A 13,945-nucleotide genomic window follows, 5' to 3' on the forward strand; every position below is an offset into this window, starting at 1 on the left:
TATTAATTTCTTGTCAAAGCCTCAAGCCATTCATCCAAGTGATCTTCAAGCATGTAATGCTGGAGAACCCAAGCCTTTAACGCTGAACCGGCATCGGTTAATGCCGCTTTATCGGCCAATATTTGCCGGATTGCCGCCACCCATTCATCTACTTGATTTTGCACATAAATAACGGGCGGATTATTGGTTCGATACGGATAAATATCGGTACAGATGACTGGCCAACCTAAAACTCCATACTCCAGCAAGCGAAGATTACTTTTCGATTCATTAAATGGATGTATTTCCAGTGGCGCCACCGCCAGATCCAGATTCAAGCTAGCAAGCTTTGCAGGGTAATCGGCAATTGGTACAAAATGATGATACTCATGGACATAAGGCTTAATATTTTCTGGACACATACCCATAAATATCCAGTCCACTTCATCTGCAGTCGCCTTTACCACCTCAAACATAATCGCAAGATCACCTTGATGCTGCTGCGCGCCAGCCCAACCCACACGTGGCTTGATGCTTTGGTTAGATAGTGATCTAAGTGATAGCCATGGTTCTTTTGGTAACCGATTGGGAATGACCTTTATATCATCAATCATTCCAACGCAAAGGTCTGCTAGCGGTTGTGTGGAGACAATTAAACGATCAGAAGATTGTAATGCTCGACGCATTCTAGATTTGGCGTCAGCAAAATGACGCTTTATTTCTTTGTAGGCCGAACTCTGCTCCGGCACATTGGTAAGTAGATCATCAATACTATAAATCCGGAAGACATCGGGTAAAAACTCTTTAAGCTGATCTAATTGCTTTAATTGGAGATCATTTAACGCTGCATGAAACAGCACTGTCTCTGGTGCAATGCGAGCATATTCCGAGATCATAATTGGTTTGGTAAAATTATGGTTAAATCGATAATATTCACATTGTGCCAATGCTGCATGACTAAGAGCACTAAACGGTTGAATCACTCGGTAATCTCCACTTCCACCAGCTAATGGCAAACCAAGCACCCTATTTCTGTCATGAAAATTGGTATCCCAGTTGGTCGGCATTAGGGCTTCAATTTGGATTTCTCTGGATGTCAGAGTCAAATTACGGTTATAGGCAGGATCATTTGCTATCTGAGGAAGCCACTTTTTCAGCATAAATGCCTTTTCACCCATAAATCTTCGGGAATTTTCGTCGGCTCTTGAAGAAAACTCACTGATTTGGCTGATGCTTCCGTGATGCACTAGGACGGTATATGGAGTCCAGGTCACCAAATATCCTTTTTCCCGAACCTCTAAACATAAATCAATATCATTATAGGAAATGGCCAGATTTTTCTCGTCCATCCCGCCGACATCATCATAAATAGATTTTCGAATCATCAAACATGCTGCTGTTACTGCAGAAAAGTTTTGGTCTAAATGTGCACGATCCATATAACCTGATTCGTGAATATCCCGTACACCCAAGAAAAGATGATCGGCAACACTATCCATGCCCAAGACAACACCTGCATGCTGCACTAATCCCGACTCGGGATAGACTAAGCGTGCTCCGACAATGCCAACCTCCGGCCGTTGTGCGTGCCTGACCATTCTATCTAACCATTCGGCATGCAAAACTTCCGTATCATTATTTAAGAATAGTAAATAATCGCCCTTTGCCTCTTTTGCAGCTAAGTTGCTAATGGCCGCATAGTTAAATGGGTAGGGATATTGCAACCGTCTAACCCGCTCACCGTGGAGAGCTTGCAGTGCGTTAATGTATTCCAAAATATCTGGATCTTCACTTTGATTATCGACAATAATCAGCTCAAAGTTTAGATAGTTCGTTTTCAGAAAAAGAGAATCAACGCATGGACGCAGATACTCAATCTTATCTTTTGTTGGAATAATGATAGTTACTAGAGGAGATAAAGGCCATTTGTACTCCACTCTAACGCTGTTTTGCGCCAGCCCCGGTTCGAGGTAAGCATTTATACCCAAACGCTGTAAATGTTGTTCTACAGCCATCTGCATTGTGGGTTGGTTCATTTGTCTTTGAATTGTTTCAGGAAGGTGAATCAATACATCACTAATATGACCTATTGCAGATGAACCCAACAATTCAAAAGCTTTAAATATCAGGCCATAATTTTCATGCGCAGGAAGCATGTCAAATCCGCCTAAACTTCTGAAAAGGTTAGTTTCACACAGCGCTAAACCTGCATAATCTGTGCTTCTTAACATATCGAGATTAAAGTCTGGCTTAAACCGTGGAGAGTGTCTTGTTCCATTAGCGGAAATTAAATCATCATCGCTGTAAAATAATTTTTGCTGTGGATATTGATCAATATAGTCTCCCATACTCAAAAATGTATGAGCTTCAAACTGCACACCAGCAGGAACAAACATAGCCCAACCATCAGGCTGCTTCATTATCAAATGATTCAGAAAAATGTATGGGTCTTGCTCGGCAGGTAAGCTCATCCACTCCAATACATCCAACTCATCAAACATAACATCTGGTGCTGGTCCATCAGCAATAACCGTCAGTTTCCAATTGTGATAGAACTGTCTTGCAAGCGAATCAATGGTATTTGCTAAAAGACTTTCCTCACCTTCAAACATAAACATATACAAGTGGAATATTGGCTGAACTGACCAACTCATCATTCTTTCTGCATGAAGCTGAGCATCAATTTCTAATAAGGCGTGATTTTTTATCCAACGTTGATAATCAATATTTAGCTGCCACTCATAAATTTCTGATCGCAGTTGAAGTGCAAGTGGTTTTTGCTCAATAATTCGTTTGTGATCAAGCAGGCTTTCATCAAATCATGGAGCTCAACTGCATCATCAGGACTGATTGGATGTTTATAACGCTGAACTATTGCATCGAAGGCAGCTTTACAAACAGTGATTAAAAACAGTTCTCTATCTTCAGCAGAAGAGAGAATATTTCTCTTCTTGTCTAACATTGACCGTGCAATAGAAAGTAATGGTAGTCCCGTTTGATTCTGTACTGGAAAAAGTTGACTGTATATCAGGTCACGGATTTTTTCCGCTTGAGGATTGATATGCTGCGGCTTAATATTTTTAAAACAAAACTGACAAATTTGCTCAACTTCAGCAGGGTTGAGCAGTACCTCACCTTCCATGGATATAATGTCAAACAATAACTCTTTCAACGCGTCTTCAGTGAACTCATAGCCTAACGACTTTATCCAGTTGATCAAATCGTCTTCCTGATAAAGAGTCAACTGAGCATATGTGGCGACTTTGAGAACAACAACGAGCACCACTCGTTTTATGTTGTCTCTTTTTTCTTCAATGGGTACACCAAAACTCTCAGCATAACGCTGACCTTCTGTATGGGTCAGCCAGTCCGCTGTGGTCAATAAACTTCCTGGAGAAAGTTTGAACATGGAGGTTGCAAGTGCCATAAACACTTTAATATGATTCGGGTTCGGTGTTTTTTGATATACCAGTGACGTTCAGCAGGCTCTTCCAAAAAAGCGACATTGTTTTGCACGTGCAAGGCCGTCATTTGAGCGTCATGACGGCGCCATACTCCCCCCATTGTTCCGGTATAACAGCCAATACCGTATTTATCTTCTAGTATCTTCAAGACAAATTGCTCACCTACTTGCTTTAATGGTGAAGCCACTAAAGCCTCATATCCATATTGCAAGCATTCAGTTCTAAATGCCGCCATATGCAAGGGAACAAAGTTGAATATGGTCAGAAAAGGACCAATAAAAAGAGGGCCGGAACGATCCGGGGAAAACGGAAAACGATTGTGATCGTATCGCGTTTTCGTTTGCTCTATGTATTGCTGCCAGTTGAAAAAAACAAAAGGACTCTCAGGATGATGCTTAAATTGATCAAGCGCATCCTCAACAAAGGTATGTTCAATAAAATCATCGGCCTGTAGAAATGAAAAATATTGGCTATCAGCTTGCCGAATCGCATAAATGCTATTTGCTGTGCCACCAATATTTTTCTCGTGGACAAACAATGACACTCGAGGATCTTCAAGATAAGGTTCGATTACCTCAAACGTATTGTCGGTTGAACCATTATCGTAAATCATTAACTTCCAATGAGGAGAAGTTTGATTGATAACCGACTCAAGCGCCTCACCGATAAAATGACCGTAGTTATAACTGGTGATGCCGATGGTTAAGATTCCGTCCTGCTTTATTGTTGTCATTGTTTTTCCTGAGCTGGTCTGATATTGGACTAAAAAAATTTACTTTCTCAACAAATAGCCATCGGGTGATCCGGTCAATACCAGCTTATGTTCCAATTCTTTATCCATTTCAAAAAGCAGTCTGGATCCATCAGCTGCATTCACAGATTCGTTTTCGAGTTTTGCCAAATATGCCCAAACAGCAGTTTTAGGATTGTTTCCCTTACCCCAAGGACGTTTAGAGGTCATATCGTCAGGGGCATCTTCAATTACTGTATCGCCAACCATGCAATAGCTGCCTTGACTCACCAAGGGTGCGTAAGCTTCAAGCTCTGCTAAGACGTGCTCATGTGTGTGATTACTATCCAGACAAACCATGATTCTTTTGTAACCTTTAGCAAATTCTTTTACCTGTGAAATAATGCTGTCATCAATACTGGAGCCTTCCAGCATGGTAATTTTTTTACTTAATGGATGATTGGCCAAAGCGGCTTTATTGTGTGGCCTGATTTCAACATCTATTCCCAGCACATGCCCTTTATCAATTTCATCACACGCTTCCAAAATCGCGAGCATTGAAGCACTGTGAATTAAGGTTCCGCCCCAAGCGATACCAGCCTCAATAATCAAATCGGGCTTGGCTTTCCATATCATTTCCTGCAAAGCATACAAATCCTGTGGTATCTGGATTATCGGCACGCCTAGCCAGGTAAAGTTATAAACGTAATCTGCCTTTCCAATACCAATCTGATTAAAGAATTCTTGAGAAGCAGACTGTAATGGCTGGTTTTGAGGATATTGACTGACACGATCAGTGATATCTTGTTTGAATTGTTCTAAGGGTGTCTTTTCCATACTTTTTTAACCTTTAATTACGATCGCTATCGGTCTAAACGTGACAGTACAAAACAAAATCCCCAAAGAGAGGAGCATGCTGACGTAAACGGAATTTATACTCGGGAACTAGCTGCCTGACATACTCGGCAATCTCATAAAGATCGCTCGGATAGTGATACACGCACAATGCCATTTTGGGCTTATATTTCTTGATCGTTTCTTCAGCGCCCTTAAGGAGAGGCATTTCCATGCCTTCAACATCCGCTTTTAAAAATGTAATGGGTTTGCCTGCAAGATAAGTATCTAAGGTCCATACTGCTGAGCTAATACGCTCATCAATTTCTGTAGCCTCAGCTGTAGCTTCAGCTAACCCATGGCGAAGCGGATCATCATTTACAAAAGTACAATTCATACGTCCTTGTTCAGAGGAGAGACCGGCTTTTACTAATGAAACCTTGCTTTCATCAATGGCCCATTCCTGGGTTAACCTTTCCATTCTTTTTGTCATTGCTACAAACTGTTTATAGCCTGGTTCAAACGCATAAAGATGACGGAAGGTACCTAAATTTTCCCAAATAAACCTTTCAACACTATCGCCAACAAAAGCACCCGCATCGACAAATATTTCATCGAAGTTGCCAGAAAACTCCGGCAAACCAAAATACATGTCTTTTTCCATCACGTTCAGGCAACTATCAACCGAGCCAGTCAACATGGCAATAAGTAATGCATTAAATGTTTCTAGCGACTTTTCATCCTGGAAAAAATTATCTCTAACACTCACTAATCTTGCGTAATTTTTTACCACAAAATAACCGTCAAAAGACATGATAGGAAAATCATAACCGCTCATTTCATCAGTGACCTGTTTCACTACATGTCTTGCTGCGATAAGCATAGCGGAGACTTTTTCTATTTCCACTTGTTCAGGGTGATTAACCAAAACGCTATGTATTTTTGAACCTGTTTTTCTAGTATCCCTATCTAAAAAACAGTCCACTTTAACGCCAAGGTTATGCAGATACTCACACGCCCACGTTCCTACAAATCCAGCACCATAGATCACTCCACCGTTGATAAAACTTTGATCTATTTCATCCACTAAAGGACCCAAGTTTTTAACTAGTTCAAGAACATCTTCCGATTTATATTTCATTTCATATTCCATTCTTAGTTAATGCAACAGATGAATAGACTGAGGGCGCCAGCCTAGAGACAATGCTGCATTTTCGATTTTTTCAGCGTGTAAATAAGGTGCAATAACCAGCACGGCTTCCGGCTCAATTTCCCGCGGATCTAATATCAACTGTTGCTGATAGTGACTTTGTTGTTTTTGTTTGCTGGCATCACATAATCGATAGTCAATTCCTGTTAGTTTCGGCAATAGACTAAATAAGTGTGTTGAGATCCCCCATATAGTCAGTTGAGAATTTTGCTTAGCTAAAGTGATAAGTGTCTCCGCCTGTTCTTGTAACGCCAGCTTTGAAGAAGTCACGTAGTTTGCGATATTGCCAATCGGCTCAAAAACAGTAGGTGAAGGATTCTCCGTTTTTTTAGCCAAAATCATCAACGAGGGATACTCAAACTCAGGAGTCGGTAAAGTCGCTCTTTGACAGGAAACGATTTCAAAACCATGTCTGTTTAGAGCATTACTTAACGATTGAGCTGAATAATGGTAGATATGTTCACGAATGCCCATCCAAAAAGCAGTTCCGACAGGCTGTTGTGTATAGTTTTCTGCATCCGGAACTTCAATCAATATATGTCCCTGATTCATTAAAACTGTATGTGCATTGCTTAGAACAGAATCTAAATCATGGATATGTTCCAAGACATGAAAGTAAGTCAACAAACTCTGACTGTTAACCGCAAATGGCAATGATAATGCGCCACCCGTTTGAAAACTGATTTGTGAATCATCACTATTTTGCTTTGGACTGTTATCAGGCATGCTTTTTATATCAACATCCACACCAATAACGTTGGCTTGCCAGCCTTTTTTATTTAGCCACTGCAAAAACCCGCCCCGACCACAACCAATATCCGTAATAGGTGTGTTTTCCAAACCAGCCTTCGAGATAAAATCAAAGTAATGCTGATATTTAGCTACATTGGCAGGTGAGGTAATATCAAAATGATCATTTCAAAATAGCTACATTCGTTGGCATAAAATTGGGCCAACGTCTCATCGTCAATATTCGCGACATACACCAATCCGCAGTTATTACAGCTATGCCATTTGGCGGTGTAATTAAAGATTGATGCATCAAGACCACTATATTCCCAATCGGTCAAATGATGGGTCTCTGCCAAGCAAGCTGGACAAATATCATCTTTTCTCACTTGCTTACCTGCTCGCATTTAGTTTGGTTAAAAGCACTTCTTTGTAGCGATCGATATTATCAACCTGAGCATATTTAATATGGCCACAGTTACGACAAATCGGATTGGTCTTTCGTTGGCCTTCCAGATGAAGAACTCTTAGCTCCAGCATTTTTTCAGAGTTCCATATTTGCTTAAGCGTTTGCTGCTTTAAATCCCCAATGACAAGTTTTTGATCCCAGTCGGGACAGCATGCACTGATGGTTCCATCGGCATTCACCGCCATTGCGTAGAAAAGATAACTACACACACTTTTTTCTTCCAGACTTTGCTGATATTGACCTTGGTCCATCTTGACCTCAAAGCCGCTTCTTTCTTCAATATCAAATTCAGGCCAGATAGGGGCAATGCTTTCCACAAAAATTCGATCACAATACTCGCCAAAAGTATCGTAAAACTCCCGTTGCTGATCAGGGCTAAGATAGTTACCGGGGACTTTTATGGTCACTTCACAGTCACCTTTATTGGCATATAGCCATTTGATTTTTCTAACAAACTCTGGAAAGTCTATTTTCACTTTAGCGTGTTGCAGATATTGTTCTGCATTGATGCCTTCCAATGAAATATTCAGACGATCCAAGCCCGCTGAAATCATTTTGGTTAGCAGCTCTTCGGTGAACAGAGCACCGTTAGTAGCAAGATCGATATGCTGAACCCGTCCACTATTTTTGGCTAAGGCAATCATTTCTGAAAGTTGTTTATTTAATAAGGGTTCACCAATCTTGTTCATTCGCATCACTTTCAGTGGTTGCGAAAACTCCGCTAGCTCATCAATTAATTTTTCGAACAACCCTAAGCCCATCAAACTCCGCTTGTAATCAGAGTTTTTAATCAAATCAATATGACCAGTCGGACAGAACTGACAACGAAAGTTACAGGCACTGGAGGGGTCGACATACAGCAAGAAGGGTGTTTCTAATGGAATCACATTTTGTAATTCAACCCTGTCTTCTGGATTGAGTTTTGATTTAACTTCAGCTTTCATGATTGACTCCAGCATTGGTGGTTCGCTGATAACGTTCCGTTGGTATCGCATAAATTACAGCGCCTGTGCCACAACCACTGTGCAGCCTAAAAAAGAACTGGTAGTTGTCTAATGTTTTCATTAACCAAGCTGCCATTTTGTATAGTCCTAAGCTATTGTGATAGGCCGTGCTGGCCACGATGGGGCGACATTTCATTAATGTCTTTTCGGCCCCTTGCAAAGCGTTCAACTCTTCCCCTTCCAAATGTAACTTGATGAAAGTTACCGGGATGTCAAACGAATCAAAAGTCTTAACAGTAACGGTTTTATCGCCAATTTCGGTCAGTTGGCATGCATATCCCGCGCCATCAAAAAATTGACGTGCCCCTGAAATATCCGACAACGCTATGTCATATAGATGAATTCTATCTTGATCACGCTCTATCAATTTAGACAAACTAACCTGTATCAGTGACAGATTGTCAGGATCAGGTTCAAATATCCATAACGACATATAGTGATAATTGACAGCGTCCAATAGCAATAAGGATGTTTCCCCTTGATGCCCGCCAATATCGGCAATGACTTCTTGCTGATGCATGACTGACTTCACTTCAGGAATCAAATAGCGGTTATCTAGTTGCATATCTGCCCCAGCGAACAGCCAGTCTTCACGAAGGTGCCGCCAGGCAATGAACTGCAGGTGATAAGCTCGGGACATGGGATCATGCCACTGGCCCATCACCGCTAAAATTTGTTCACCCTCTTCAGCTGAAAGCTGAGAGCAAAACCAACCGTTACTAAGTGGATGCTTATCACGATAGGCTTCAGTTATATCGTAGAAATGAGCCACATCTTGCCAGCCCTGTTCAGTTAACGTTTTCCATAACTGTGAATACACACTATTAGCAACACAAATAGCCAATAGGGATGATTGTTTTATTTCCTCAGAAACGTGTTCCGGATGCAGTATGGTCAGATCCTGCCAGAATGGATCTTGGCGATGCTGCTCTGCTTGCTGATCAACCACTGCTTCGATAGCAATACCTAGCCGATCGCAATACTGTTTCGCCATCCGGCCCAAATTTCCGGCCCCATATAAAACAAGTGGTTTATCAACTTGACGGCTTGGATCAGCAATGGTTTGGTCGACCAGTTGGTATAGCAATTGGTCAACCATTTTCATATCGGGTACTGAATCAAATCGCCTCAGCATAATGAAGCTACTCCTCCAGCCCATTTCGCAAGCAATTCATCCTGTGGAAAATATCGATGAAAATGTACTGCCGACCCTTTAGTCTCTTCACTCATACTGTAGCGTAGATAATCGTCCTTGGGTGCCTCAACAGAGCCATCTTTTTTAAACAAGTCGGCATGTTGTTGGCAGGATAAAAACCACTCTGAAGGCGTATCACCAAAAATTTGGTCAAAGGCAATCGTCTGTTTTTGTGTTTGCATTGCCAAGTTGTATTGTTCATCAAAGGCTCGCTGCATTTTCCCTGATGCATGACGCTGCCGAACAAATGCTGCTGCATTTTCCCCAATTTCTGTTCGTTGTTGAGGATGCTGTTGCAGCCACAGAATGGCTTCAGCAAAACTCGCATGATCATTAACCACTAGACCGGTTTTACCGTTTTCTACAATCTCACATTCAGCCGGGTTATTTAACACCACCGGAACGATGCCCATTGCCATTGCTTCAAGCAAGGCATTTTCATTCGTACCATAGTGTTTCGGGTTTTGCAGGTACGCCAAAACATTGATTTTGTCTAACGGTTTGGCGACATCATGGATGTAACCAGTAAACATTAACAAATCAGTTCGACCTAGAGCCTTAGCTTGAGCTGTCAATTTGTCAGCATTCAAGGCATCACCAATCATCGTCACTTCAAATGGTTTTAATTCAACTTTATCCAGATAATAAATGTAGTCAGGATGCAGTTTAGAGAAGTTAAAACTTCCCAGATAGCCTACGGAAAGTTCTTGTTGTGAATCACAAGCTGTCGATCTGGGCCAATTTTCCAGTCCGTTATTACTATGAATAACCGTCAACTTTGCTTTGTGTAATTCCGGCAAAGACTGTATTGATTCAGCTTGGTAGGTGCAAGCTGAAGTCAGAATAAAACGTGAGGACATTTCCAATAAAGCATGGGGAATAATCTCATTATATAAGCCAGAAACATGACACCAGACCACCAGTCTCACTGGCAGATGACTGCATTTTAATAAAGCCGAAATCGTTGTTGGGTGGCGCCACCATTCCAGTTGCACGATGTCCGCATCGGTTATCAGTTGTTTCAGATGTTGTTCATCAGGGTCGACTATTACTTGGTAGCCAGCAGCGATGATCAACTTTATAAAATGATCTTTTTCGGCTTGTTCCAAACAAACAAACACATGCTCCACATTTTGTTCCGATGGTTGGAGCAAACCTGATAATGCCCGTCCAACGCCACCACCAAGGTGTGGCGTGAGGTGAAGAACTTTCATTACCGGTTCGCCAAATGTGCCTTGAATCTTTTCAGTAAAACAGGTTGATAAGGGTCAATATTATCTGGCAAGCAGTGAGTCAGCTGACCACAGTTATTGCAGACAGGATGTTCGTTGCGTCTTCCTTCCAGATGTTGAAGGCGTAGTTCATTAAATTCGGTCGAGTTCCATATTTCTCGTAAGCTGTGTTCACGCACATCACCTACAATCAAGCGTCTCTCCCAATCAAGGAAGCATGAGCTAACCAAACCATCCGCATTGACTGACATGCCATAGAAAATATATGGGCAAGTATCCGTTCGCGTAATCGGTTGGTTATAAATACCTTCGGTAATTTTTATCCCGGTTTTTTCTTCGACATCAAATTGAGGCCAACAAGGTGCAAAGTTTTCCAGGGAAATACGATCACAATAATCGCCGAACACATCAAAAAACTCCTGTTGCTGATCTTCAGTAATCAGCTCTTTAGGAATTTTCATCACAATTTCACAATTGCCTTTATTGGCATATAACCATTTGACGTTTTCAACAAACTGTTCAAAGTCAAAGTTGAAATTGGTGAATTTTTTGTACTGCTCTTTATTCATGCCATCAACAGAGATATTAATTTTATCTAAGCCGGCCTCAAGGATAGGTCCCATGCGCTCTGGTGTCATCAAAGAACCGTTAGTTGTGGTATCAATATAGTCAACAAATGGGCTTTGTTTAGCATAAGCCACCATCTTCGCCATCTCTTTATTCAATAACGGCTCACCATCTTTATACATTCTGAGCACTTTTATCGGTTTATCAAAACCTGCCAGATCATCAATCACTTTCTGAAAGACTTCGAATTTCATTCTTCCGACAAAACGGCCAGTATCTTTAATCAGATCCTTATGGCCCGTAGGACAAAAAGTACACTCAAAATTACAGGCACTGGCAGGATCGACAAATAAGATCATCGGTGTAGCTAAAGGAATGACATCCTGTAAAGGAGTGCGCTCCTCTAGATTAATTCTGGGTTTAACTTCAGCTTTCATTTGTGTCCCCTAATGTCATTTTATTCAGGATGTTACCCATTTTTTTAATTTTTTTGCATCGCCCCAAAAAGCCATTGCTTCGTAGTCTGGATATGGGTAATAGCCTAAATTAAGTTTTATTTTACTTTGACGTTCATTAATTAACCGTTTCACTAAATCTAATATGGTTATCGGCTGGCCACTGCATATATTGAGTATTCCATTGAAATCTTGGCGTTCTAAGACTTTAAGCAAGTATTGCGCCACCACCTCAACGGGCAAATAGTCTCTTAACTGTTTACCACCAGACATGTTAAAAACAGGGTCGCCATTTTCAATTGCTTTTTCTAATTGAGATAACAGACTTTTAGGATTTTGACCTGAGCCATACGTATAAAACAAACGACACCATTGAAGCTTAAAAAATTGCTGTTTCTGCATGAAAACAAGCCATTGCCTAAGCTGTTCTTTTGCCTGAGCATACGGAATATCTGGAAATACCTGCATAGATTCAGTCAGCTGACCTTCCTGTTTACCATATTCAAGGCAGGTTCCGGTAACCAGAATATGCTTTATCTCTGCCTCAATCATGCTTTGTAAAAACAGTTTATGTGCTGGTAAAACCAGATCTAGATGAACACTATCCTGATAATTCGACAGTCCACTCCAGGCCAGGTGAACAAGTGCATCATGACTCGCTATTGAGTCAGGCCACTGCATTGCAGATTGCTCTATATCTGCTTCAATAATAGCAACCTGATTTCCCCACTCTTTATTCAAAACAGCAGATTTATCGCGTGCAATAACGGTGATTTCATGCCCTTGTCGAAGCGCTTGAGCAACCAAATGATTTCCGATAAAACCGGTCGCCCCTGTTACCAGTAATTTCATGGCAAAACGTTCAACTGCGGAATAGCGGTCACAAACTGCCCGCCCCATTGGCGAATATGTGCCTGCTGCAGCATCACCTCTTCAGCAATATTCCACGGCAAAATCAATACATAATCCGGTTGTTTTATCGCTATTTGTTCTGGCGCTAAAATCGGAATATGCGAACCTGGCAAAAACTTACCCTGTTTTGAAGCGGCAGCATCAACAACCAAAGGTAGTAAGTCGGTTGAGACACCAGCATAATTAAGCAGAGTATTGCCTTTCGCTGCGGCTCCATAAGCTACTACTGATTTATTTAAATGCTTTTGCTCTGTTAAAAAGTCAAGTAAAGCCTGTTTAATATGATCGGCATAGCATTGGAATCCGGTATAGATATGCAAGCTGGTTAAACCAAACGTTTTTTCTTCCTCTAATAATTTTCTGACAGCAGATTGAGTGCTACGTTTATCACCGTCATGGCAAGCATAAATACGTAAGCTACCCCCATGAGTAGGAAGTGTTTCCACATCAAAAATTCGCAATCCAACGCTGTCAAAGATCTGACAGACCGTAGTCAAAGACAGATAAGAAAAATGCTCGTGGTAAACCGTATCAAACTGTCGTTGCTGTATTAGCTGAAGCAAATGCGGAAACTCTAACGTAATGGTTCCCCCGTTTTTAAGTAAGGTCTTTAATCCCGCTGTGAAATCGTTAATATCAGGTACATGTGCATAAACGTTATTACCGATGATGAGATCAGCCTGTTTCCCTTGTGAAGACAGCTGTTGTGCCAATTGTTGACCAAAAAACTCACGAAGTATCGGGATCCCCAATGTTTCAGCATGGGCAGCAGTACTGGCTGTAGGCTCAATACCCAAACAAGGAATCGCTGCCGCCACGAAGTTTTTCAATAAATAACCATCATTCGCCGCGACTTCTACTACCAAGCTATGCTGATCCAATTTCAGCCGTTGGGTAATCTGTTGACAATAGCGCTCAGCATGCAATAACCAGCCCTGTGAGACTGAAGAAAAATAGGCGTAATCATGGGTAAATAAGTTATCCGCAGCAGTGACATCTTCTGTCTGCACCAACCAACACTTGTCACATACAAACAATTTTAATGGAAACTTGGTTTCTGGCCGGGTAAGTTGCTCAGCACTTAAATAGGCATTGGAGGGTGGTGCCAGACCAAGGTCCAGAAACGTATGAGTTAGTGGTTTTTCACAATGTCTGCAGTTCATCA

Annotated in this window: 13 protein-coding genes; all 13 read right to left on the reverse strand. The window is 41.4% G+C overall.

What is annotated here, in order from left to right:
• Positions 1–2: 2 nt before the first annotated feature.
• The 13 genes from E8Q33_RS10560 to E8Q33_RS10620 all read right to left on the reverse strand — a co-directional run bounded on the left by E8Q33_RS10560 (position 3) and on the right by E8Q33_RS10620 (position 13,943).
• Positions 3–2,636 (reverse strand): glycosyltransferase, encoded by a 2,634-nt coding sequence (locus E8Q33_RS10560; protein ID WP_136554663.1) that lies wholly within the window; start codon positions 2,634–2,636, stop codon positions 3–5.
• 71 nt (positions 2,637–2,707) lie between these two features.
• Positions 2,708–3,361 (reverse strand): hypothetical protein, encoded by a 654-nt coding sequence (locus E8Q33_RS10565; RefSeq protein WP_168800194.1) that lies wholly within the window; start codon positions 3,359–3,361, stop codon positions 2,708–2,710.
• Entirely contained in the window at positions 3,358–4,176 is an 819-nt protein-coding gene (locus E8Q33_RS10570) for a glycosyltransferase family A protein (protein ID WP_136554667.1), read from the reverse strand. The genes E8Q33_RS10565 and E8Q33_RS10570 overlap by 4 nt, the downstream gene beginning before the upstream one ends.
• A 39-nt stretch (positions 4,177–4,215) precedes the next feature.
• Positions 4,216–5,010 carry a cephalosporin hydroxylase family protein gene (locus tag E8Q33_RS10575; RefSeq protein ID WP_136554669.1) on the reverse strand — a complete coding sequence of 265 codons (795 nt, stop codon included), beginning with the start codon at positions 5,008–5,010 and terminating at the stop codon, positions 4,216–4,218.
• 34 nt (positions 5,011–5,044) lie between these two features.
• Positions 5,045–6,148, reverse strand: coding sequence for an FkbM family methyltransferase (locus E8Q33_RS10580; protein ID WP_168800195.1), 1,104 nt, complete (start codon positions 6,146–6,148; stop codon positions 5,045–5,047).
• Positions 6,149–6,166: 18 nt separating this feature from the next.
• Positions 6,167–7,120, reverse strand: coding sequence for a class I SAM-dependent methyltransferase (locus E8Q33_RS10585; RefSeq protein ID WP_136554673.1), 954 nt, complete (start codon positions 7,118–7,120; stop codon positions 6,167–6,169).
• Entirely contained in the window at positions 7,099–7,335 is a 237-nt protein-coding gene (locus E8Q33_RS10590; RefSeq protein ID WP_136554676.1) for a hypothetical protein, read from the reverse strand. The genes E8Q33_RS10585 and E8Q33_RS10590 overlap by 22 nt, the downstream gene beginning before the upstream one ends.
• A 4-nt stretch (positions 7,336–7,339) precedes the next feature.
• Positions 7,340–8,359, reverse strand: a complete 1,020-nt coding sequence (locus tag E8Q33_RS10595; RefSeq protein ID WP_069296679.1) for a radical SAM/SPASM domain-containing protein — start codon at positions 8,357–8,359, stop codon at positions 7,340–7,342.
• Positions 8,349–9,554, reverse strand: coding sequence for an FkbM family methyltransferase (locus E8Q33_RS10600; protein ID WP_168800197.1), 1,206 nt, complete (start codon positions 9,552–9,554; stop codon positions 8,349–8,351). Before E8Q33_RS10600 ends, E8Q33_RS10595 begins: the two co-directional genes overlap by 11 nt.
• Positions 9,548–10,828, reverse strand: a complete 1,281-nt coding sequence (locus E8Q33_RS10605) for a glycosyltransferase family 4 protein (protein WP_136554679.1) — start codon at positions 10,826–10,828, stop codon at positions 9,548–9,550. The genes E8Q33_RS10600 and E8Q33_RS10605 overlap by 7 nt, the downstream gene beginning before the upstream one ends.
• Positions 10,828–11,850 (reverse strand): radical SAM protein, encoded by a 1,023-nt coding sequence (locus E8Q33_RS10610; RefSeq protein WP_069296676.1) that lies wholly within the window; start codon positions 11,848–11,850, stop codon positions 10,828–10,830. Before E8Q33_RS10610 ends, E8Q33_RS10605 begins: the two co-directional genes overlap by 1 nt.
• Before the next feature lie 24 nt (positions 11,851–11,874).
• Complete coding sequence (locus E8Q33_RS10615; protein ID WP_136554681.1) at positions 11,875–12,720, reverse strand: NAD(P)-dependent oxidoreductase; 846 nt, start codon at positions 12,718–12,720, stop codon at positions 11,875–11,877.
• The gene (locus E8Q33_RS10620) at positions 12,717–13,943 is read right to left on the reverse strand and encodes a class I SAM-dependent methyltransferase (protein ID WP_136554683.1); all 1,227 of its coding nucleotides are present in this window, start codon (positions 13,941–13,943) and stop codon (positions 12,717–12,719) included. Before E8Q33_RS10620 ends, E8Q33_RS10615 begins: the two co-directional genes overlap by 4 nt.
• Positions 13,944–13,945 lie beyond the last annotated feature (2 nt).

This window comes from Methylophaga sp. SB9B (genome assembly GCF_004832235.1).
Taxonomy (GTDB): domain Bacteria; phylum Pseudomonadota; class Gammaproteobacteria; order Nitrosococcales; family Methylophagaceae; genus Methylophaga; species Methylophaga muralis.